Here is a 21,977-nt window from a genome sequence, read left to right on the forward strand (position 1 = left end):
CTTTTCTTTTACATAGCAATTTTTATTGTATTTGATAGGCTGGTAAGTTAAATACAAAAGAACTTCCTTCTTTAGGTTTGCTTAAAACAGTAATGGTAGTATCATGTAAGTCCATAATCTTTTTTACAATTGCAAGCCCTAAACCATAGCCTTGTTTTTTAGCACTTTCATTTACTTGCTTGTATCTATCAAAAATAAAAGGCTGTTCATTTAATGGTATCCCAGCACCATTATCTGTAAGGATAATTTCAATATTATTTCCTATTTTGTTTAAGGATAACGTTACCAAACCGTGAGGGTTTGTGTATTTTATAGCATTTTCTATTAGGTTTTGCAAAGCCCTTTCTACAAGGCTAACATCTGCAAATACCATACAATTTTCCTTAGGATTTTCTAATTGTAATTTTATTTCTTTTTTCTGAGCCAGTACATTAAATTTCGCTATTAAATCATGCGATAATTCAGTTATGGAAAAAGGTTCTTTAATAGGAGTAACTTGTTCTGCTTCTAGTTTAGAATATTCAAATAATTGGTTAATTAAATTAGATAATTTATCTACATTATCATGTGTAATTTGTAAATATTCATCTGTTTCAACCTTAGAAAGAGTATCTTTTTTAATTTGTAGTGTTTCTATATACCCTTTTAATATGGCTAAAGGTGTTCTTAAATCATGAGAAACGTTGGCTATAAGCTCTCTACGCAATAAATCTACAGATTTCATTTTCTCCATATTATCTACAATAGTATCTGCCATTTCATTAAAAGAATGTGCAAAAACTTCTATATCAGAATCTTCAGGGTTTTCTATTCTAGCTTCTAAATCTCCTTCTTGAAACCTTCTGACTGTGCCAGTTATTAGACGTAAATTTTTAGTTAAAAACCAAATACTTAAAAGGCCAATAATTACTGTAAAAAGCATCGTTAATAATGTAGCGCCAACTCCTAATTGTCTAAAATAAGAACCTAGTAGACTATTACTTATATGCTGAAATTCTGCGCCAGCCAGTATTACATAGACATATCCTTTTCTTGAGTCTACTTCATAAGGAGCTGCAGAAAATATTTTTTGTTCTCCAGGGTTTCTTGGGTCATCTCCTTCAATATAAGAACTTCCTTTATTTTCTATGAATTTTTTTATGGGTTCTAAAGTAACAGACTTTGCAGGTGCATTATCACTATGGTCTAAAACTACTGAATATAAAATTTTGCCAACATCATTTAATAAGTACACTTCTATACTTCGATTTACAGCCATCATATCGTGCATTAAATCGCCAAATAATGGTTTGTTCACAGTGCCGTCTTCTAGAAAAGGGGATGCATTTGCAAATTTCTCTTGTATTACATGATTTGCAACATTTGCATTTACTTGTTGTATGGTTGCTTGGTTATATTTATTGGCGTAGTAGCCAGTTATAAAAATATATGAGGTACCCATTAATAAAATTAATAGTATAAATGCAAGCCATAATTTTTTGACTAATTTGGGAGTAAGTGCTTTATCTTTTTGATCCATTATAGTATTTCTTCATTAAACTTATAACCAACACCCCAAGTAGTTAATATATAAGTAGGGTTAGTCATATCCGATTCAATTTTAGCTCTTAATCTATTTATATGAGAATTTACAGTATGCTCATAACCTTCAAAATTGTATCCCCAAATTAAATTTAGCAATTCGGTTCTAGAATAATTTCTACCAGGATTAGAGGCCATTAAAACCAATAATTCAAACTCTTTAGGAGATAATTCAATTTTTTTATCTTCAATTAACACTTTTCTTTTATCAATATCAATTTGCATTGTATTTGCTGCAATTATTGAAGAATCTTCTTTTAAGTTTTCTGTAGTAGAAATAACGGTTCTTCTCATTACAGCTTTAACTCTTGCAAGGAGTTCTCTAATACTAAAAGGTTTTGTTATATAATCATCTGCACCAATTTCTAAACCAAGTACTCTATCTATTTCTTCAGATTTTGCGGTTAGCATAATTACTGGAGTATTTTTAACTGCTCTAAGTTTTTTACAAATTTCTATGCCATCCATACTAGGTAGTGTAAGGTCTAGTAGAATTAAATCATAATCGTTCTCCAACGCCATTTGTAAACCTATTGAGCCATCTGTAGCTTTAGAGGTTTCATAAATTAAATCTGTAAGATGAATTTCTAGTAACTTTACTATTTCTAAATCATCTTCTATAAGTAATATTTTCTTCATAATTGGTTGTTACGAAATAAACAAAAAAGTATCACATGAGTATCACAGTGTCTAAAAACTCCTATTATACACTCTATTTCTACTGTAACACTGCTTTATAAGGCTATTAACACAGTTTTAAGCCGAAAGATATTTGTAAAACTTACAAAATATCACCAAAAGTTTATACTTCTGTGATATCTCTGTTATGTTGTCTCAGTTAATTTGTCCTGTAATCATAAAACAATTAAAAAAATGAAAAATTTTAAATTAACTAATGTAATACTACTTGCTTTAGTAGTATTTGTATCCTCATGTAGTAGTGATGATTTAGATGATAGTCCTAAATCTACTGCTTTAACTTTAGATATTAATGGTTTAGATAACCTAGGTTCAGATTATTTGTATGAAGGGTGGATTATTGTAAATGGTGCTCCTGTATCTACAGGTACTTTTTCTGTGGATGATAATCATAATTTATCACAGTCTAGCTTTACTTTAGATGCTGAAGTACTCGCCAGTGCAACAAAATTTGTATTATCTGTTGAGCCAAATCCAGACCCATCTCCTGCACCTGCAGACACAAAGATATTTGTTGGAGATTTTAGTGGTAATTCTGCTAGCTTAACTACAGGTACTGTTGCACCTTCTTTTGATGCTATTGACGGAAAATTTATTATTGCTGCTCCTACAGGTACTGGTGCAGAGGAAGAAAAATATAGTGGTGTTTGGTTTTTAGATAATAGTTCTGGAAGCGCTGTAGCAGGATTAGAATTACCAACATTAGAAGCTGGATGGAAATATGAAGGATGGGTAGTTATAGATGGTGTGCCATTATCTACAGGTACTTTTACTTCTGTAATCGGTGCAGACGAAGGTAGTCCGTTTAGTGGAGCAAATCCAGGCCCTCCATTTCCAGGAGAAGATTTTTTAGTAAATGCTCCTGATGGCCTAACTTTCCCTACGGATGTTAGAGGCAAAGTAGCTGTAATAAGTATAGAACCTTATCCAGATAATAGTCCTGCTCCATTTACTCTTAAACCATTATTTGGTATGATCCCTTCTGATGCTATGGGAGTACAACAAATTGGAGATTATGTTACAGAAAGTTTCCCTACTGGTACGGTTACTAGGTAAGTAATATTTTAGAAAAAAAGAGAGCCCTTAAGATAAAACTATCTCAAGGGCTTTTTGCCATAACGTAGAATATTTTAATTTATTCCCAAGAATCTATTTGTTCATTTAGTATATCCACATTATATGGGCCAACATGTTTCTTACGATACAAAAAGCTTAAAAAAGTTAGTCCAACTAAAACTACATATAGTAAAATAATTAGTATTCCCATTGGGAAAAAGGTACTTGGTATTTGATGATTATCAAACTCAGTGTAGGTGGATAAAGTGTATATAGTGTCAAATAATTTAAAAATATAAACAACTAATACAATGTAGAGTGCATATTCTACATTCCGCATTGGGGAATCACTTATTTCCCCTTCTTTTATTTTAAACCACAATACATAAAGGAAAATAAAGTGGATAATAGAAAAAATTGGTAGTATATAATTATCATATTTAAAAAAGTAAAACTTATTTGTATATAAGCCATAAAAACTTAAGATAATTAATATGGAAAGTATAATCGTAGTAATAATAACACTTCTCTTCCAAGGAAGAAACTTAGATAGTAATTGCATATTGGAAAATAATTTTGAGTCTTTGGGGAACTCGTATTAAAATTTTAAAACGGAACTCATTTTTGTTTATTTTAAAAAATCGATGAACAACATCTAATGTTGAGAAACACTAAAAAATTGTTGTGAAAATTTAGTTAATAATCCTGTTTTTATAATTTAGACGCTTTCTTTGAGGTTATTATGCAATCCATTTTCTGTCTAAAGATTTTCTGGCAAAGAAAACCAAAGCTATGGCTATTATAATCACCATAATTGGCATTATCATGGCACCAGGTCCATATACTTCAAAAGAATTTGTCATAAAAAAAGAATGTCCCATTTGTGCAAGTACACCAATTAAAGAAATTAATAAAATTGGTTTTGCCCATTTTTTTCTCAATAAAAGTGCAATACAGCCTAATGTTCCTCCCCAAACTGCAATTGCAAATGCTGCTGTAACCCATGATGGTTGTGATTCATACAATAACCTTTCTGCCTGAGATAATTTTTCTAAATCTTCTATACTCATATACGCGTGTTGCAAATATGCCCCAACACCTGCAAGATTCCATAATAATGCAAGCCCACTAACCATCCAGAACCATACTGGTGCTTTTTCTTTAATTGTTGTCATAATATTATTTTAGTTGGTTAAAGTTCTTCTTAAATTACAAAAAAATTATAAGTTTAAATTTTATGATTTTAAATTAATGCAAAAAAAGAAATATTATTATTTGGTAAGATTGCAATATTTGGGCTTTAGATTTAGTGGTTGGCAAAAACAACCTGGCCAAAAAACTATTGAAGGAATGCTCACTAAAACTTTAAAATATATTTTACCAGAAACCACTTTTAAGATACTAGGAGCCGGGAGGACAGATGCAAAAGTATCAGCTCTTGATGCTGCTTTTGAATTGTTTTTAACAGATAAATCAATAGAAGATTTAAATATTTTTATTACACTTTTTAATAAAAACTTGCCATCTGATATTCGAGTACTAGATATAGAAGAAACTACCAAAGAGTTTAATATAATACAGCATAGTAAATTAAAAGAATATGTTTATTTATTTTCTTTTGGAGAAAAAAACCATCCTTTTTGTGCTCCTTATTTAACAAACATACAAGAAAAATTAGATTTAGATGTAATGAAAGAAGCTGCATCCTGCTTTGTAGGAGAGCATGATTTTTCAAGTTTTACTGCTAGATTACAAGAGAATACAAAAGTCAAAAGAGAAGTTGTCTCTTCTTATATTACAGAAAACACCTTATTATCAGCAAATTTTTTTCCTAAAAAATCTTATGCCTTTCATGTTAAAGGAAAGGGGTTTATTAGATATCAAATTAGAATGATGATGGGAGCATTACTACAAGTAGGAAAAAGGGAGTTTTCTATAGAACAACTTAAGGCTAGTTTAACTTCTGAAGATACCACACTATTAAAACATGTTGCTCCTGGTTCTGGTTTATTATTAAATAATTTGACATTCAATTAAAATATATATGAAAAGATTAAAAAAAATACTACTTATTATTGGTGTATTATACATTGCAATTACTGCCTTAGCTTATTATAACCAGGATAAACTTGTTTTTATGCCTTCTAAAATGCCAATGAATCATGTTTATGATTTTTGCCAACCTTTTCAAGAGTTTTGGTTAAATGCGGATGATGGAGGGAAAATAAACGGTATACATATAAAAAATAATTCTACTAAAGGGGTTGTTCTTTATTTTCATGGGAATTCTGGAAATTTATCTCATTTATCCCATGTTGCAAATATGATTTCTAAAAAGGAGTATGATATTATTATGATAGATTACAGAACTTTTGGAAAAAGTAGTGGTGCTTTAACAGAAAAAGCAATTTACACAGACTCTGATATGGTTTATAAGTATGCATTAGAAAGGTATTCTGAAGATAAAATTATTCTATATGGTAGGTCTTTTGGTACTGGAGTAGCTTCTGCATTAGCATCCAAAAATAAACCTTGTAAACTAATCTTAGAATCTCCTTTTTACAGTGCTGTTAGTTTAGGGCAACATAGATTTCCTTTTTTACCAATAAATTGGTTATCTAATTTTAGATTTCCATCTAATGAATATATTAAAGAGAGTTCTTGCCCTATTTTTATTTTCCATGGAAAAGATGATCGTGTTATTCCTTTTTCTTCCAGTAAAAAATTATTTGATGAAATTAAAGGGAATAACAAAAAGTTTTATGCCATAGAAAATGCAGGTCATAATTATTTGCAAGATTATGAAACCTTTAAAATGGGATTAGCAGAAGCTTTACCATAAAATTATCCAAATATATCTGAAGATAAATACCTGTCTCCACGATCACAAACAATAGATACAATTACACCTTTTTCTAAAGTAGTTGCTAATTGTATTGCCGCATATGCAGCACCGCCACTACTAACACCAGAAAAAATACCTTCTTCTTTTGCTAGCTTAATTGTGGTTTGTGTAGCTTGTTCTTGATTAACTTCCATAACCTTATCTACTTTGGAAGCATCAAATATTTTTGGTAAATATTCTTTTGGCCATTTACGTATTCCAGGAATTTTGGCTCCGTCCATAGGTTGCACTCCTACTATTTGTACGTTTGGATTTTGTTCTTTTAAATAAGTAGAAGTTCCCATAATGGTTCCTGTTGTACCCATAGCAGAAACAAAATGTGTTATTTCTCCCTTAGTATCTCGCCAAATTTCTGGGCCTGTAGTTTTATAGTGTGCTTTCCAGTTATCATTATTTGCAAATTGGTTTAGCATTACATACCCATCATTTGCAACTTTGGCATCTGCATAATCTCTTGCTCCTTCAATACCAACATCTGCACTAGTTAGTGTAACCTTTGCTCCATATGCACGCATGGTTTGTACTCTTTCTTTAGTAGAGTTTTCTGGCATTACTAATTCCATATCTAAACCATAAATACCAGCGATCATAGCTAACGCTATTCCGGTATTTCCGCTTGTAGCTTCAATTAATTTATCTTCCTTTTTTATAGCACCAGTATCTAACCCATTTTTTATCATATTATAAGCAGCACGGTCTTTTACACTACCTCCAGGGTTATGGCCTTCTAGCTTAAAAAATAATTTAACATTAGGATTTTGATTAAGAACTCTAGCTTCTACTAATGGTGTATTACCAATTAAATCAAGTATCGTTTTAGACATTTGGAAGTGTTTTAATTTTAATTTCTGGGGTATGATAAACGGTTGAATTTTCTGGGACAGTTTCGGTTATCCATGCGTTACCACCAATTATACTATTCTTTCCAATAGTAGTATTACCACCTAAAATAGTTGCATTGGCATAAATAGTCACATTATCTTCAATAGTAGGGTGTCTTTTTGTTTTTTGTAAATTCTTTGCTACATACAACCCACCCAAAGTTACCCCTTGGTAAATTTTAACATGATTCTTAATTATCGCGGTTTCTCCAATAACAATTCCTGTTCCATGATCTATATGAAAAGCGTCTCCAATAATTGCACCTGGGTTTATATCTACGCCAGTTTGTCTATGCGCATACTCTGTCATTAACCTTGGTACTAAAGGAAAGCCATCATTATATAATTCATGTGCTAATCTGTAAATAGCTATGGCATAAAATCCTGGATATGCCATATACACCTCTTCTATAGAAAGAGATGCGGGATCGCATTCTACTGTAGCTTCGGCATCAATATTTAATTTTTCTAAAATTTTGGGTAATTTTTCTACATAATTTTCCCATACTTTTTTACATGGTTTTTTTACTTCCCAACAAGCAAGATTTACTAAAACATCAAAATCTTCTTCTAGCTTTTTCAAATTTTCTTCTACCGGAGTATCAATATCAAAAAGAGTATAAAAAAGTCTATTTGTGAATTCTTCTACTTTTTCTTTTAATTGATATCTTAAGTTAGGTTGTTTCTTATGTTGAATTATTTTATTAATTACGGACTCTAGTTTCATAAACATAGGATTAATACATCAAAATTAACCAAATATTAAAAAGTATAATATTCTAAATGGTTAACTTTAGCATAAAATAACAACACATAAGTCGAATGTTAGATTCTAGGATTATAAAACCGGTTTTTAATTTTTTAAAAGAGTTAGAAGAAAACAATAATAGAGAGTGGTTTACAGAAAATAAAGAGGTTTTTAAAAAGCACCAAACAACTATAAAGAATTTGGCTGCTGTAGTTATGGAAAACCTAAATAAACATGACGAAATTGAAAAATTAAAAGTTTTTAGAATCTATAGAGATGTACGGTTTTCTAAAGACAAAACACCTTATAAATCTCATTTTTCTATTTCTTTTGCTAGGTCTGGTGCCAAATTAAGAGGTGGTTACTATTTGCAAATAAAACCTGGAGATTCATTTGTTGCTACTGGTTTTTGGGACCCTAATCCAGCAGATTTACTACGTATAAGAAAAGAGTTTGCGTTAGATGCCACAGAAGTTAGAGAAATTATTGAAGCGCCTTCTTTTAAAGAAGTATGGGGAGATATTGTAGGTGATCAAGTGAAAACATCTCCAAAGGGTTTTGATAAAACACACCCAAACATTGATTTAATTAAAAGAAAGCAATACATTTTTATCAAGAAATTTTCTGATAAAGAAGTTCTATCAAAAGATTTTAGTATCATTATAGACAATTCTTTTAAATCTATAAGACCCTTTTTTAATTTAATGAGTAGCATATTAACTACAAACTTAAATGGCGAATCTTTAGTGGATTAACACCTTTTCCTCAAATACTTGTATTTGATCTTGTAGTCTTTTAATAACCAAATTCATCATGCGTTTATTTAATGCAGAAGAATCTTGTATATAAATAGTATATTCTTCTTCTGTAAAAGCACCTATAATTATCCCCTTAAGAGAGTTTCTAAATTTTATGTCTTTTTGTATTGCATTTTCTATATATAGCAATCTTTTTTCTATAGAAAGTTCATGAAATTTATTTTTATGTTTAGTTATGTAGTTTTTAAATACAGCTATAAGTAAACCATTCTGAAACTTTAACACAGGCCGTAATGTTTCATTTTGGAATCTTTCATTAAGACCCATGGTTTCATTTATTGCTGTTGTTGGTATATCTGGACGAATCTTTAAAAGGTATTGGGACCTATCTAACATAATAATCTTATGGTTTTTATAAAGGTAAAAGAAACCTTATCTTAAAAATCTTAAAATAAAATTAGTTTTTAACGTGGTTATGAACAAAACCACTATTTTTTTATTTTTATTATTTTAAAATATATTTTTAACATTATACTTTGTTATTCTTATGAAATTTGGAAAAGTAGAACAACCCGAACTTATAGATTTTACATTACCAAAAGACCATTCTGGCACTAATCTTGTACTTTCAAAATCCGAAAAAAAAGTGCCAACTTCTATTTATGTAGGTTGTGCTAAATGGAATAAACAAGACTTAAAAAACTTTTACCCAAGAGGAACAAAAGAGGAGTTGGCCTATTATGCGTCTCAATTTAATAGTATAGAATTAAATGCTACATTTTACAGGATATTCCCTGCAGAACAGTATAAAAAATGGTATGATAAGACCCCAGAAAATTTTAAGTTTTTTCCTAAAATAGTTCAAAATGTAAGTCATTTAAGAAGGCTTAATGATCAGGCTTATCCAATATTAGAAGAATATCTTAATGTAACTTCAAATTTAAAAGATAAGTTAGGAACTATGTTTTTACAATTGCATACTAACTTTGGGCCTAAAAATTGGGATAGAGTAGTGCGTTTTATAGAATACTGGCCAAAAGAATTTCCTTTATCTATAGAATTTAGACACACAGATTGGTTTAATGATGCAGCAGTAGCTAATGAATTATATTCTTTATTAGAAGAGAATAACATAAGTAATACACTAGTAGATACTGCAGGAAGAAGAGATTTAATGCACATGAGACTTACAAAAGATGAGGCTTTTATAAGATATGTTGGTGCTAATCATAAAAGTGATTATACCAGATTAGATGAATGGATAACAAGATTAATAAAGTGGAAAGAGCAAGGATTAAATAACATTCATTTTTTTATTCATCAAAATTTAGAATTAGAGTCTCCGTTATTATCAGCCTATTTTATTACAGAATTAAATAAAAGAATGGGAAGTAATTTAATTATTCCAAAAACTATGAATATTTCTATTCCAAAGTTATTTTAGCATTTTATTCTTTTTTAATTTTATATAAAAAACATCTTTTAACTATGAGGTTTCATACTAGAAAATGGGTAAAACCCGGAGATTTAAATGCTAATTCTACTTTATTTGGGGGTACAGTTTTAGCTTGGATAGATGAAGAATGTGCTTTATATGCAATTATTCAATTAGAAAATAAAAGAGTAGTAACAAAATATATGTCCGAAATTAATTTTATGAGTACTGCTGTTAAAGGTGATGTCATAGAAATTGGTATTGAAGTGGTAAAATTTGGAAAATCTTCACTTACTTTAAATTGTGAGGTTCGTAATAAAATGACCCATGAAACTATTGTTACCGTAGATAATATTATAATGGTAAATCTTGGTGAAAATGGAAAACCAAAACCACACGGAAAAACAAAAATAGAATATGTGAAAGATAGGTTAGCAGTAGAATAATTATAGCTAAAATATTCTTTTAAAAATTTAATTCTTCACTTTATAAAGGCATATCTAATTATGCCTTTATTTTTTTAAATAAGTACCTTTTTTATATTTTTTGAGAAACTAGAAATATCTATGAAATACCAAAAACATAGACAAAATACACAGTTTCAAAGGTTTTTTGACCAACAAATACTGCATTTTTACAACACTTTTTGGGTAGTAGGGAACATTTTATTGCGAACTAAGCATTATTAGTAGAGTTTTAAGGATGTTAAGTTCTTTAAATATGTCTTTTAAAAAAATGGCATTGTGCAAATTAGAGAATGTTTATTTAAATATTAAACCCATTTTATTGAAAACACAAGACCTACTTAATCAAATGTTACGTTTAGAAACTACTTTAAACGAATTTTCATTTGAAGAATTAAATACGAAAGAGGCTACAAAGCTTAAAAAATCTTTTTTATCCTTTAAAAATAGCTTAGAATCTAAAATTTTTGGACCACTTGTTTCAACGCATATAGAGGATCAATTTTTTGAAGAATTAGAGGAAACTCCAAAAGGTTCTAATACTACGAATACAGATGCTAATAAATTAATAGCAAATGTTAGTCATGAAATTAGAACTCCCTTAAATGGCATTATTGGTTTTGCAGATTTATTAAAAGAAAGCAAATTAAAAGGAGAACAGTTAGAGCAAGTAAACGCAATACAATCTGCCTCTTATTCTTTAATGGAAATAATTAATGAACTTTTAGAATATTCTAAACTGTCTGCAGGTCTCGAAGAATTTGAAAGTGTAGATTTTGATTTTCATGATTTAGTAAAAGATGTAGTTTATTTATGCCAAACACTAAGTGCTAGTAAAAATATAACTATACATACTAAAATTGATGAAGCAATACCTGAAACATTAATAGGAGACCCTTCTAAATTATCTCAAATTTTATTAAACCTCGTAGGAAATGCGATAAAGTTTGTAGAAAATGGAGAAATAAATGTTACCATAAATCTAAAAGAGTTAAAAGACAAGAAAAGTTTTATATTAGAATTTAATGTTCAAGATACTGGTATTGGTATGACTAAAGAGCAACTAAATCATATTTTTGATTCTTTTAAACAAGCAGAATATGATACGTTTACTAAGTATGGAGGTACTGGACTTGGATTAAGTATTGTAAAGCAAATTATAGAGAAACTTGGCGGAACCATCCATGTTACCAGTAAAGTAAATGTGGGTACCACTTTTAGTTTTATACTCCCATATAAAGAAGGAAATGATTCTAAAGTTCCAAAGAAAAATAAAAACACCATAAACTTACAAAAAGGAAGACAGCTAGTAAATGGTACTCGCGTTTTAGTTTTTGAAGACAACCTGTTAAACCAACGTTTAATTGAGCAACGTTTAACAACTTGGGGCTGTAAAGTGTATATAACAGATAGTGCTACTTATGGTATAAATATTCTGAAAAATAAAAAAATTGATATTGTTCTTATGGATTTAAGAATGCCAAATATGAATGGCTTTCAAATTACAGAGCTCATAAGAAGTAATAAAAAGAAATATATAAAAGAGGTTCCAATTATTGCTTTATCGGCAGATTTTAGTATTCGGGACCAAGAACAATGTTCGGAATATGGAATTAATGATTTTATCTTAAAACCATATGCCCCAGATGATTTATTAATAAAACTTGTAAAAAACAAAACCAAAATGATTACTGTAGCAAAAGAGCCAAAAGAATTTATAGAAGTTAAAAAAGAGCTAGTTTCTAAAAAAGAAATAGATCTAACTCCTATTTGGCAAGAGTGTATGGGACAAACAGAGTTGTTAGAAGAACTTTTATCCTTATATAAAAAAAATGCACAAGAATTTATTACTGTTGTAAAAACACAATTAAAAAATAATGCTTTTGAAGAAGTTGGCTTAGCAGCTCATAAAATTAAAGCTGGTTTAGCAATGTTACAAACAGAAGGTTTGTTAGAAATTATTGTGCAAATACAAAACGGTTGTAAAGACAATGTAGACAAAAAACACCTAGAATTTTTATACGGTAGATTTTTAATAGAATACCCAATAGTAGAAAAAGAATTAGATGTTGCTTTTAATAAAATTAAAAGCAATCAAGAATAAGGTATGAAAAAAAAAATATTACTTGCAGATGATGATGAACTTTTAATTTCTTTACTACAATTTAGACTTAAAAAAGAAGGGCATGAGGTAACTTTTGTGTCTAACGGTAAAGAGGTAAAAGAATATCTTAATAACACCATTCCAGATGTTATTGTTAGTGATATTATGATGCCTTATTTCTCTGGAATTGAGCTGGTTGATTTTGTAAGAAATGAACTAAGATTAACTATACCAATAATAATAATTTCTTCTGCCGGAAATGAAGAAAATGTATTAAGCGCTTTTGAGTTAGGAGCAAACGATTTTTTATCAAAACCATTTAGTCCAACAGAATTATTATTAAGAATAACCAAAGAATTAAATAAGTAAAACAACCCCCAATTGTTAAGTATTAATACGCATAACCCCCGAGCGTTAATTACTGCGCCTAAAATTCACACAGATTTACTCTGGGATTTATCCCTTTTGTTTGTGGGGTTAGCTTTGCTGTATTTTCTATTTATCTTTTACTTTAGAAATAAACTATCTGCAAAAACTAAAAAAGTTGCACAAAAAAAGAAAGACCTTTCTCCAATTATTAGTGAATTTCTTTTTTTTGAAGAGGAGAGTTCTAAAGATGAAAAAACAAATTACATTCAATTAAAAATTGAAATAAGACAATTCTTAAAAGATGTTTTTAATAGAAGAATATTATCAGAAGTACTATTAGATTTAAGTATTGATGTTTCTGGTAGCACACAAAAATCTCTTTTTAAATTATATAAAGAATTAGACTTACATAAAGATGCGTACGCAAAATTAGAAAGTTGGCGGTGGGAAATTGTCTCTAAAGGAATTTTAGAGTTAACACAAATGCAGGTTTCAGAATCTTATGGTTTTATTATAAAACGTATAAATGATAAAAGAGGAACCATACGTAAACAGGCAGAAATTGCAACAGTAACTTTAAAACATGAAGGTATTTCTTATTTTTTAGATACTACCAGATATAAAATATCAGAATGGCAGCAATTAAAAATTTTAGAAGTATTACGTAATAAAAAAGATTTTAACCCGCCTAAATTTAAGCAGTGGTTAACTTCTAATAATAAATATGTTGTTCTTTTTTCATTACGATTAATTAAGCATTATAACCAGAATGACGCAGAACTTTCTATCATAGAATTAGTAAAGCATAAGAATACACAAATAAAGCAAGAAGCTATTCTTTGTATTAAAGAATTTGGCTTTATGAGCGCTACAGATACTTTAAAATTAATATTCTGGAACTCCTCTACCGATATTAAAATTACAATACTAAGCGCCTTATCAGAAATTGGAACAGAAGATGATTTACCTTTTTTACATCAAATAGAAAATAAGGAACGTAATTTTTATGTAAAAAGTAAAGCACTGAGTACTATAAACAGTATTGCTCCAGAGACTATTATGCCAACTAAAGAAATTGAAAAAAATATAGTACATAATACTCCAAAAGATATTGTAATTCCAGAGGAAGAAAAATTAATAATTGTAGAAAAACCTGAAGAAAATACTATTGAAAATACAGAAGACTCTCAGGAGAGTATAGAAAAAGTTGAAGATTTAAAAATAAACGACTCTATTCATGAATTAAGACAAGAAGAATTAGCTATAGCAATAAATGCAACGGATAAAGAATTTTTAGAAACCGATATTTCAGATAGTCTAGGATTTCTTCCTATTGTAACAAGCAAGGAAAAAGAGAATACGATTACTAAAGACAGTAAACCAGAAATAAAACCAGAAGATATTATTGTTAATTTCCAGAAAGTTGTTCCTACTAATAGCGCAAATATACAAGTAGAGTATACAATTGTAGAGCTAAACAATAAAAATGAAATTTTGGCTTTAAATTTAGATTTCCTTCCCATTGTTACTACTAATGTTATACCGGAAAAACCTGAAGAAATTAACCCTTTAGATTTACAAGTAATAGGAGAAGAAATAAGTGTTGAAAAGAAAGAAACTTTAAATATAGATTTCTTACCTGTTATTTATGACATAATTAATGCTACAGAAGAGCCAGAATCTACTGTAGATGTTCCTAATTCAAAAATTGAAAACATTACTACAATATTTGAAGAGATTAGTGTTAATAATGAAGCAATTACGGAAGAAGAAAATACAATACTAAACATTGATAAATTACTAAGTAATGAAAATGAGACGACTACAAATATTAATGTGGAGGAAGAGTTTTATATTCCTAAAGCCGTATTCTGTGATAAAAGAGAATTAGAAATGTTATCTCTTTTAGAAGATTTAAATGAGTTAGGTGATGTTAGAGAAATTCCACTTTTAGAAGAGTATTTATTAAAAGAAAAAGATGGAATTATAAAAGATCGTATTATAGAGCTTTTAGAAAAATTTTATAAAGAATTACCAACTACTAAAAAAGAAATAAATATGGATGATGTTACAACAGAAACTTCTATACTAGAAGAACTTTTTACAAATGCTGATACAGAATCTAAACTTATTTTGTTAAATGAAATAGTTGCTGTTAGCGATAAAAAAGAATTAAAATTATTAATGAACTTAGTAGAAGATGAAGATGAAAGAGTTAGAGAAAAAGCAAAAAAATGCTTGGAACAATTAAAAGCTCAAATAGAATCTAAAAATACTAAACCTGATGATTCTTTTGAACCAATTCCGTTAGAGTATGCTTTTCTTGAAGATTATAAAGCAGAGTTACAAAAAAATAATATCAATCCTTCAAAAATAAATAATTTAGATATAGAAGAAGTTTCTACTATTAATAAAGAACCTTCTTTCTTAGAACAGTTTTATTCTTTCTCCAGTAAACTCTTTGACAAATTTTAATGGATAGCGGTTTCTTCAATATCATTTTAGAATATATAAACATTGTTTTTTTCTTGTTTACAGTTATTCTATTTTCTTTTTTTACCGCAATGGGGTATTTATCCACCCGAAATACAATACACTACAAGAACAAAAATAGTTTTGGAGACATGTCTAAATTAATGGCTTCTCCTTTAGCGCCAAGTATAACTATAATTGCTCCTGCCTATAATGAGGGGATGACAATTGTTGAAAATATTAGGTCTTTAATGTCTTTAAAATATGTTAACTACGAAGTTATGGTGGTTAATGATGGAAGTAAAGATGATACGCTTCAAAAAATGATTGAGGCCTATGACTTGGTAAAAATAGACCAAGAAATAGACCCAAATTGGAAATCTAAACCCATTAGAGGTATTTATAAATCGCCTCAAAGAGCATTTTCTAAACTTACAGTAATAGATAAAGAAAATGGTGGTAAGTCTGATGCTTTAAATACAGGCATGGCATTATCTAAAAACAAATATGTTGGTTGTATAGATGTTGATTGTCTTTTATTACCAGATGCATTATTACATGTTGTAAAATCTTTTTACCAACGCTCCGAAAAACGTGTTATTGCAGTTGGTGGGGTAATACGTGTAGCTAATTCTTGTGTTATACAGGGCGGACAATTAGAAGAAATTAAATTACCAACAAATTGGTTGGCAAGGTTTCAATTACTAGAATATACGCGTTCTTTTATTTTAGGAAGAATGGCGTGGGGAAGAATAGATAGTTTATTAATTATTTCAGGAGCATTTGGTTTCTTTGATAGAGAAATAGCATTAGCGGTAGATGGTTATGATACCAATACCGTAGGAGAAGACATGGAAATTGTTTTTAAGATGCGTAAGTATATGCACGAACGTAAAATACCATATACTGTAGAATATATACCAGACCCTTTGTGCTGGACTGAAGTTCCTGAAGATTTAAAAATACTTGTAAACCAAAGAGATAGATGGGCTAGAGGTAATTTAGAAACACTTTTTAAGCATAAAGAAATGTTTTTTAACCCCAAATATGGAAAACTTGGTATGCTTAGTTATCCGTATTGGTTTTTTTACGAATGGTTAGCTCCAATGCTAGAGTTTTTTGGAATGTTTACCATTATCCTTTTTTACTATTTAGGAATACTAAACTGGGATTTCTTTATCGCAATCACAACAACTGTGTATGTTTTTTCTATCATGTTTTCTTTTTATGCTATTCTTTGGGATGTATATGCATATAATGAGTATAAGAAAACAAAGGACATATTAATTCTAATGTTTTGTGCAATTATAGAACCTATTACTTTTCATCCAATAGTAGTATGGGCAGCAATACGTGGAAATTATAAAAAATTATTTAAAATTAAATCTGGCTGGGGATCTCAAGTTCGTAAAGGATTTGCAAAAGCTTCGTAATAATGCAAGTAGAAAATAACATACCAAAAAATGGTACACCAAAAAAGTTAAAGGATTTTATTCCTTTGCTATTAACTTTTTTTGTGGCTCTTTTTATACTTTCTATGTATCAAAATCTTAGTTTGTATTTAAGTGGTGTTATCGATAGCATTTTTAATAAAAGTTTTTTTCATTTGCTTCTTAACCATACTGGTTATGTAGCAATTACAGCGCTAATCTTATCTTTCTTATTTAATTACTTAGAAAATAAAAAAGCAGGTTTAGGGTATAAAACAACTAGAATAATACTAATACTTCTTATTTGTATAGAAGCATTATTAATACAATACTATATTCAAAATTATGAAATATTAGGAACAGGTATTCTTGGCATTTATAAATCGGATACTGTAATTTTTTCTTTACTACCAGTTATTGGTCTTTTACTTATTTGTTTTGCTCTATGTTATTATATACAAAAATTTACAGCAAAAACATATACAGTTATTAGTAGAATGTATCCCGTAACTTTAATTCTATTTAGCTTGTTTTTAGCTACTTTATATGCGGATAAAAAACCAATTAATGAAAATAAAACACATCATTTAATTTCTAGTTTAAAGGATTATGCTCTTGAAAATGACACCTATGAAGGCACAGCGGAGTATCCACTTTTAAAAGACTATACAAAGGAAGATGTTTTATCTACTTATTTTAATATAAAAGAAGAAAAACCAAATATTATATTTTTAGTTGTAGAAGGTTTAGGATTCGACTTTATTGGTGATAAACCAGACTACAAAGGCTTTACACCATATTTGCAAGAGTTAACTACAAAGAGTCTTTTTTGGGAAAACCATTTAAGTAATAGTGGAGAAAGTTTTGCTGCTATACCAAATATACTTGGGTCTTTGCCTTTTGGAGAAGAAGGGTTTACCAATTTAAATAATTATACTAATAGAAATACTTTATATAGTATTCTTAAGAAAAATGGCTATGCAACTTCTTTTAATTATGGTGGTAATAGTGCTCTTAATTATATTGATAAATTTTTAGATGAAGAGCGTGTAGACCGTATTATAGACAAAAAAGTATTTAATCAAAATTATAGTTTACAAGAAGAAGATGCTGCCGGAATTTCTTTAGGATACCCAGATGCAGAATTATTTAAAAAATTTAATGCATCATTTTTTAGTACTAAAAAGCCTAGGTTAGATTTTTTTGTAACACTTAGTACTAAAAATCCGTATGCTATTCCCAATGCAGAGAAGTATTTGCAATTAGTAGAAAAACAATTAACGAATAAAAAAAAATATACAAAAAGAGCTAGAAAAATAATTTCTAACAATAAAGAACTTTTTGCAAGCCTGTTGTATACAGATAGTGCTGTAAAATCGTTTATAGAAAATTATAAAACAAAACCAGAATATAAGAATACAATATTCATTATTACGGGCACACACAATAGTACTGATTTACCACAAGCCACTAATTTACAGAAGTATAAAGTACCGTTGCTATTGTTTAGCCCGCTTTTAAAAACACCTAAAAAATTAAAATCGCTTACTTCACATGCAGATATTACCCCTTCTTTAATTTCTTTTTTAGATGCTAATTACACTATAAAAGTACCTACTAAAAATGCTTGGTTAGGGAGTAGTTTAATACATGAAAATACATTTAAAATGGATAAAGAAATTCCTTTATTTAAACGGAGAAAAGCCATAGTAGATTACATAAGTGGTTCTAATTTTATTAGTAAGGGTAACGTATATAAGTTATATAAAGATTTAGACCTTTTAGAAGAAGAAGAATCTAGTAATAAAGATGCTATAAAAGAGAGGTTTCGTTATTTTAAATCGGTAAATAAATATGTTACTGCTACCAATAAAATAATCCCAGAAGATTTATCTATCTATGTCACTAAAACAAAAGAGTTTTCTAAACAAGACCAAATTTGGGTAGAAAGTGTTTTTAATGATAAAGACTTTGATAATGCTTATGAAACTGCTCGTGATCTAGCTTTTAATAAAGAATGGGACAGGTCTTTACTACTTTGCAACTACATATTATCTAAAATACCAAGGCATGCAGATACTGAAATTCTTGTTGGTAGAGTATATGCTTGGAAAAAAGAATACATCAATTCTATACAAGTGTTAGAAGAAGTTATTCGTAAATATCCAACCTATGAAGATGGTTATGCTGCTTTGTTAGACGTGTATTATTGGTCTAATAATAATGATAGAGTACCAGAGATTCAAGAAATAATTCAAGAAAACAATATTAGCTCTAAAGAAATAGCAGTTAAACTTTTAAGAGCAAATACCATACTATCTAAAAATAAAGAAATAGCAGAAATCAATTTTTAATGCAAGTACTAAAAACATACATTCTTATTCTTTTATGCTTTTGCAGTTTGCTTATATCTGCGCAAGAGAAGGTTACATATTCTGGAGACCCAGACTCGTCTTTCTTTACGGCTAGGGAATTAGCTTTTGCAGGGAATAGAGTAGCTGCTAGAGATACGCTTACTACAATATTAAGTGTATACCCAGAATATACAGATGTTCGCGTTCTATTAGCTAAAACACATACCTGGGATAAAGAATATGATAGTGCAAGAAAACATTTTAATATTATAATCTCTAAAGAAAAGGAAATTAAAGAAGTTTGGGTTGCAGCTATTAATAATGAACTGTATTCCGAAAATTATGCCACAGCTTTAGGCTTAGCAAATAAGGCCTTAAAATATATTCCAAATGATGAAGATGTAGCGAAACAAAAACAATACGCTATAAATGGTATAACTGGCGTTACTGAAGAAGGGCAGGAGTCTAAAATAGATACAACCACAACAACGCTTAAAAACCAATTTGGATTAACCAATAGCTTTGAGATTTTTGATGTTGTCTATGACCCTATGTTTTATTCTAGCATAGAGTATAAAAGAGAAACTCTTTCTGGTCCCATTATTCCAAGAATAAATTATAGTAATAGGTTTGGTACACACGGTTTACAATATGAACTAGATTTTTACCCAAAACTTTCTAAAAAAATTTATGGGTATTTAAATTATGGTTTTTCTAACGCTCCTACTTTTCCTAAACATAGAGCAGGAGTAGAGGTATATGCCAATTATCCAAAAAACATGGAGCTTTCCTTAGGAGTTCGTTATTTAGATTTTAAATCTATTAAAGCAACTATTGCCACTGCAAGCGTTGGTTTATACTCTGGAAACTATTTCTTTTCTGCTAGACCCTATGTAACTGCTATAAGTAACAATAACAATCTAGGATTCTCCGGAACTGTATTGGCCAGAAAATATTTAAGAGATAAGGATAACTATTTAGGAATTATAGCAGGGGTTGGGTATGCATCAGAATTAAAACAATTACGAAATGCGCAAGATGCTTTATTGGCAGAAACCGTATTGTATGTAGAATCGCAACAAGTGCTTTTTGAATATCAATTTACAGGAAAAAAGAATCCTAATATTTATAAAACCAATTTAGGAGTAACAAGGCAAGAGCTTATTTTTGAGCCAGGAAAATTCTTTTGGTCTGTATCTGCAGGGATAACCTACCAGGTGAAATTCTAACAAATGCCAAAATATTCGATGAACTGCATAGTGCTATAACGACCATATACAAAGGGATTACGGCCATTTTTTACTTTTACAACAAGAGAAGTGTAGTTATACAACAAAAATTGGATAGTACACCACAATTAATTGTTCTTATTTCTCGTTATATATATGTTTACAATGAAATTATAACCAAGTCCTAGTATTAATTAAACCTACATTAATATGCTTTATGATACCTACGGAGAAGAGTATTTAGCTTTCCTTCAAGATTTAAATGAAATATTAAGTATTAACGAATTGGTAGAATTAGACTTTATGTAGTCTTTATAAAACCAAAATGTATCACTAAAACCCCAACAAGTTATGGCAAACAAGAATCAAGACAACACATCTTATTTAAATTTTATTCAGAATTTAAATGAAATTCTAGTAGATTATAATATTAATAAACTTACCTACTCTTAATAAAGGGTTTAAAAAAATATACAAAAAGACCGCTATTCTTAGCGGTCTTTTTTGTTTTGTAAATATTAACCTAAATAGGTTTTTAATAGCTTGCTTCTAGAGTTATGGCGTAGTTTACGAATTGCTTTTTCTCGTATTTGGCGAACACGCTCTCTAGTTAAATCAAAAGTTTGTCCTATCTCTGCGAGTGTCATAGAGTGTTGGTCTCCTATACCATAGTATAATTTAACAACATCTGCTTCTCTTGGAGAAAGCGTATCTAAAGCTCTATTAATTTCGGTATTTAAAGATTGTTGTAATAATATTGTATCGGGTCTTGGAGACTCTCCAGCACGTAAAACATCATACAAATTAGAATCTTCTCCTTCACGTAATGGAGCATCCATAGAAACATGTCTGCCAGAATTTTTCATAGATTGTTTAACTTCAGAAACCGTCATTTCTAACTCGTTCGCAATTTCTTCAGGAGAAGGAGGGCGTTCATGCGATTGTTCTAAATAAGAAAAGGCCTTTTTAATTTTATTAATAGACCCAATTTTATTTAAAGGTAAACGTACTACTCTGGATTGTTCTGCTAATGCTTGTAAAATAGACTGCCTAATCCACCATACGGCATAGGAAATAAATTTAAAACCTCTAGTTTCATCAAAACGTTTTGCAGCTTTTACAAGTCCTACATTTCCTTCGTTTATTAAATCGGGCAACTTTAATCCTTGGTTTTGGTACTGTTTTGCTACAGAAACAACAAACCTTAAGTTAGCATTGGTTAATTTTTCTAATGCTGCTTGATCTCCTGTACGTATTAATTGGGCTAATTCTACTTCTTCACTTGCACTTATTAAATCAATCTTACTAATATCTTGCAAGTATTTATCTAATGATTTGGATTCACGATTGGTTACCTGCTTGATAATTTTTAGTTGCCTCATATATTCGTGTGTTTTTAGTTCTTGTACAAGAACTCATAATACATTTTTATTATCTCTTTTCCAAACAGATAGATACATAGTTATACAGATTTTATTACAAATCTTGTAAA

At 29.5% G+C, this 21,977-nt stretch carries 20 protein-coding genes; 12 read left to right on the forward strand and 8 right to left on the reverse strand.

Features of this window, described 5'->3' with window-relative positions; translation table 11 throughout:
* Positions 1 to 22 precede the first annotated feature (22 nt).
* Complete coding sequence (locus Q0820_RS05185) at positions 23 to 1,519, reverse strand: HAMP domain-containing sensor histidine kinase (protein ID WP_298485765.1); 1,497 nt, start codon at positions 1,517 to 1,519, stop codon at positions 23 to 25.
* A complete protein-coding gene (locus Q0820_RS05190; RefSeq protein ID WP_298485766.1) occupies positions 1,519 to 2,220 on the reverse strand; it encodes a response regulator transcription factor in 702 nt (233 codons plus the stop codon). Before Q0820_RS05190 ends, Q0820_RS05185 begins: the two co-directional genes overlap by 1 nt.
* A gap of 234 nt (positions 2,221 to 2,454) precedes the next feature.
* Here Q0820_RS05190 and Q0820_RS05195 point away from each other — a divergent pair, with 234 nt between their 5' ends.
* Entirely contained in the window at positions 2,455 to 3,336 is an 882-nt protein-coding gene (locus Q0820_RS05195; RefSeq protein ID WP_298485768.1) for an anti-sigma factor, read from the forward strand.
* 79 nt (positions 3,337 to 3,415) lie between these two features.
* Here the strand turns inward: Q0820_RS05195 and Q0820_RS05200 are convergent, their stop codons facing one another.
* Together Q0820_RS05200 and Q0820_RS05205 are read right to left on the reverse strand one after the other, a co-directional pair.
* Entirely contained in the window at positions 3,416 to 3,898 is a 483-nt protein-coding gene (locus Q0820_RS05200; RefSeq protein WP_298485770.1) for a hypothetical protein, read from the reverse strand.
* A 178-nt stretch (positions 3,899 to 4,076) separates the two neighbouring features.
* Positions 4,077 to 4,511: a hypothetical protein gene (locus Q0820_RS05205; protein ID WP_298485772.1), complete on the reverse strand. Its 435-nt coding sequence runs from the start codon at positions 4,509 to 4,511 to the stop codon at positions 4,077 to 4,079.
* Between the two features lie 76 nt (positions 4,512 to 4,587).
* Here Q0820_RS05205 and truA point away from each other — a divergent pair, with 76 nt between their 5' ends.
* Both truA and Q0820_RS05215 read left to right on the forward strand, forming a co-directional pair.
* A complete protein-coding gene (truA, locus tag Q0820_RS05210) occupies positions 4,588 to 5,373 on the forward strand; it encodes a tRNA pseudouridine(38-40) synthase TruA (RefSeq protein ID WP_298485774.1) in 786 nt (261 codons plus the stop codon).
* Between the two features lie 7 nt (positions 5,374 to 5,380).
* Positions 5,381 to 6,178 carry an alpha/beta hydrolase gene (locus tag Q0820_RS05215; RefSeq protein WP_298485776.1) on the forward strand — a complete coding sequence of 266 codons (798 nt, stop codon included), beginning with the start codon at positions 5,381 to 5,383 and terminating at the stop codon, positions 6,176 to 6,178.
* 2 nt (positions 6,179 to 6,180) lie between these two features.
* Here Q0820_RS05215 and cysM read toward each other — a convergent pair whose 3' ends face one another.
* Positions 6,181 to 7,065: a cysteine synthase CysM gene (gene cysM / locus Q0820_RS05220; RefSeq protein WP_298485778.1), complete on the reverse strand. Its 885-nt coding sequence runs from the start codon at positions 7,063 to 7,065 to the stop codon at positions 6,181 to 6,183.
* Positions 7,058 to 7,849: a serine O-acetyltransferase EpsC gene (gene epsC / locus Q0820_RS05225; protein WP_298485780.1), complete on the reverse strand. Its 792-nt coding sequence runs from the start codon at positions 7,847 to 7,849 to the stop codon at positions 7,058 to 7,060. Before epsC ends, cysM begins: the two co-directional genes overlap by 8 nt.
* 95 nt (positions 7,850 to 7,944) lie before the next feature.
* On the opposite strand from epsC, the gene Q0820_RS05230 reads away from it, so the two are divergent.
* Complete coding sequence (locus Q0820_RS05230; RefSeq protein WP_298485782.1) at positions 7,945 to 8,625, forward strand: DUF2461 domain-containing protein; 681 nt, start codon at positions 7,945 to 7,947, stop codon at positions 8,623 to 8,625.
* On the opposite strand, the gene Q0820_RS05235 is transcribed toward Q0820_RS05230, so the two are convergent.
* Positions 8,614 to 9,024 (reverse strand): glyoxalase, encoded by a 411-nt coding sequence (locus Q0820_RS05235; protein WP_298485783.1) that lies wholly within the window; start codon positions 9,022 to 9,024, stop codon positions 8,614 to 8,616. The genes Q0820_RS05230 and Q0820_RS05235 overlap by 12 nt on opposite strands.
* Positions 9,025 to 9,175: 151 nt before the next feature.
* On the opposite strand from Q0820_RS05235, the gene Q0820_RS05240 reads away from it, so the two are divergent.
* The 8 genes from Q0820_RS05240 (at position 9,176) to Q0820_RS05275 (ending at position 20,485) form a co-directional block, all read left to right on the forward strand.
* On the forward strand, positions 9,176 to 10,072 hold the full coding sequence (locus Q0820_RS05240; protein ID WP_298485785.1) for a DUF72 domain-containing protein: 897 nt from the start codon (positions 9,176 to 9,178) through the stop codon (positions 10,070 to 10,072).
* Positions 10,073 to 10,116: 44 nt separating this feature from the next.
* Positions 10,117 to 10,509 carry a hotdog domain-containing protein gene (locus Q0820_RS05245; RefSeq protein ID WP_298485787.1) on the forward strand — a complete coding sequence of 131 codons (393 nt, stop codon included), beginning with the start codon at positions 10,117 to 10,119 and terminating at the stop codon, positions 10,507 to 10,509.
* 340 nt (positions 10,510 to 10,849) lie between these two features.
* Positions 10,850 to 12,631, forward strand: coding sequence for an ATP-binding protein (locus Q0820_RS05250; RefSeq protein ID WP_298485788.1), 1,782 nt, complete (start codon positions 10,850 to 10,852; stop codon positions 12,629 to 12,631).
* Between the two features lie 3 nt (positions 12,632 to 12,634).
* On the forward strand, positions 12,635 to 13,000 hold the full coding sequence (locus Q0820_RS05255) for a response regulator transcription factor (protein ID WP_298485790.1): 366 nt from the start codon (positions 12,635 to 12,637) through the stop codon (positions 12,998 to 13,000).
* 12 nt (positions 13,001 to 13,012) lie between these two features.
* Positions 13,013 to 15,475, forward strand: coding sequence for a HEAT repeat domain-containing protein (locus tag Q0820_RS05260; protein WP_298485791.1), 2,463 nt, complete (start codon positions 13,013 to 13,015; stop codon positions 15,473 to 15,475).
* On the forward strand, positions 15,475 to 16,905 hold the full coding sequence (locus Q0820_RS05265; RefSeq protein WP_298485792.1) for a glycosyltransferase family 2 protein: 1,431 nt from the start codon (positions 15,475 to 15,477) through the stop codon (positions 16,903 to 16,905). Before Q0820_RS05260 ends, Q0820_RS05265 begins: the two co-directional genes overlap by 1 nt.
* A 2-nt stretch (positions 16,906 to 16,907) precedes the next feature.
* On the forward strand, positions 16,908 to 19,256 hold the full coding sequence (locus Q0820_RS05270) for an LTA synthase family protein (protein ID WP_298485794.1): 2,349 nt from the start codon (positions 16,908 to 16,910) through the stop codon (positions 19,254 to 19,256).
* Positions 19,256 to 20,485: a YaiO family outer membrane beta-barrel protein gene (locus Q0820_RS05275; protein ID WP_298485796.1), complete on the forward strand. Its 1,230-nt coding sequence runs from the start codon at positions 19,256 to 19,258 to the stop codon at positions 20,483 to 20,485. The genes Q0820_RS05270 and Q0820_RS05275 overlap by 1 nt, the downstream gene beginning before the upstream one ends.
* Before the next feature lie 518 nt (positions 20,486 to 21,003).
* On the opposite strand, the gene Q0820_RS05280 is transcribed toward Q0820_RS05275, so the two are convergent.
* Entirely contained in the window at positions 21,004 to 21,867 is an 864-nt protein-coding gene (locus Q0820_RS05280; RefSeq protein WP_298485798.1) for an RNA polymerase sigma factor RpoD/SigA, read from the reverse strand.
* Positions 21,868 to 21,977 lie beyond the last annotated feature (110 nt).

Source organism: uncultured Maribacter sp. (assembly GCF_947495965.1).
Taxonomy (GTDB): Bacteria; Bacteroidota; Bacteroidia; order Flavobacteriales; family Flavobacteriaceae; genus Maribacter_B.

Excerpts from the sequence above, each read along its gene's own strand:
- Q0820_RS05185 (WP_298485765.1), bottom strand. The coding sequence starts at position 1,519 with ATGGATCAAAAAGATAAAGCACTTACTCCCAAATTAGTCAAAAAATTA.
- Q0820_RS05195 (WP_298485768.1), top strand. The coding sequence starts at position 2,455 with ATGAAAAATTTTAAATTAACTAATGTAATACTACTTGCTTTAGTAGTA.
- Q0820_RS05200 (WP_298485770.1), bottom strand. The coding sequence starts at position 3,898 with ATGCAATTACTATCTAAGTTTCTTCCTTGGAAGAGAAGTGTTATTATT.
- truA (WP_298485774.1), top strand. The coding sequence starts at position 4,588 with ATGCAAAAAAAGAAATATTATTATTTGGTAAGATTGCAATATTTGGGC.
- Q0820_RS05240 (WP_298485785.1), top strand. The coding sequence starts at position 9,176 with ATGAAATTTGGAAAAGTAGAACAACCCGAACTTATAGATTTTACATTA.
- Q0820_RS05275 (WP_298485796.1), top strand. The coding sequence starts at position 19,256 with ATGCAAGTACTAAAAACATACATTCTTATTCTTTTATGCTTTTGCAGT.
- Q0820_RS05205 (WP_298485772.1), bottom strand. The coding sequence starts at position 4,511 with ATGACAACAATTAAAGAAAAAGCACCAGTATGGTTCTGGATGGTTAGT.
- Q0820_RS05235 (WP_298485783.1), bottom strand. The coding sequence starts at position 9,024 with ATGTTAGATAGGTCCCAATACCTTTTAAAGATTCGTCCAGATATACCA.
- epsC (WP_298485780.1), bottom strand. The coding sequence starts at position 7,849 with ATGAAACTAGAGTCCGTAATTAATAAAATAATTCAACATAAGAAACAA.
- cysM (WP_298485778.1), bottom strand. The coding sequence starts at position 7,065 with ATGTCTAAAACGATACTTGATTTAATTGGTAATACACCATTAGTAGAA.
- Q0820_RS05215 (WP_298485776.1), top strand. The coding sequence starts at position 5,381 with ATGAAAAGATTAAAAAAAATACTACTTATTATTGGTGTATTATACATT.
- Q0820_RS05190 (WP_298485766.1), bottom strand. The coding sequence starts at position 2,220 with ATGAAGAAAATATTACTTATAGAAGATGATTTAGAAATAGTAAAGTTA.
- Q0820_RS05255 (WP_298485790.1), top strand. The coding sequence starts at position 12,635 with ATGAAAAAAAAAATATTACTTGCAGATGATGATGAACTTTTAATTTCT.
- Q0820_RS05230 (WP_298485782.1), top strand. The coding sequence starts at position 7,945 with ATGTTAGATTCTAGGATTATAAAACCGGTTTTTAATTTTTTAAAAGAG.
- Q0820_RS05265 (WP_298485792.1), top strand. The coding sequence starts at position 15,475 with ATGGATAGCGGTTTCTTCAATATCATTTTAGAATATATAAACATTGTT.
- Q0820_RS05280 (WP_298485798.1), bottom strand. The coding sequence starts at position 21,867 with ATGAGGCAACTAAAAATTATCAAGCAGGTAACCAATCGTGAATCCAAA.
- Q0820_RS05270 (WP_298485794.1), top strand. The coding sequence starts at position 16,908 with ATGCAAGTAGAAAATAACATACCAAAAAATGGTACACCAAAAAAGTTA.
- Q0820_RS05245 (WP_298485787.1), top strand. The coding sequence starts at position 10,117 with ATGAGGTTTCATACTAGAAAATGGGTAAAACCCGGAGATTTAAATGCT.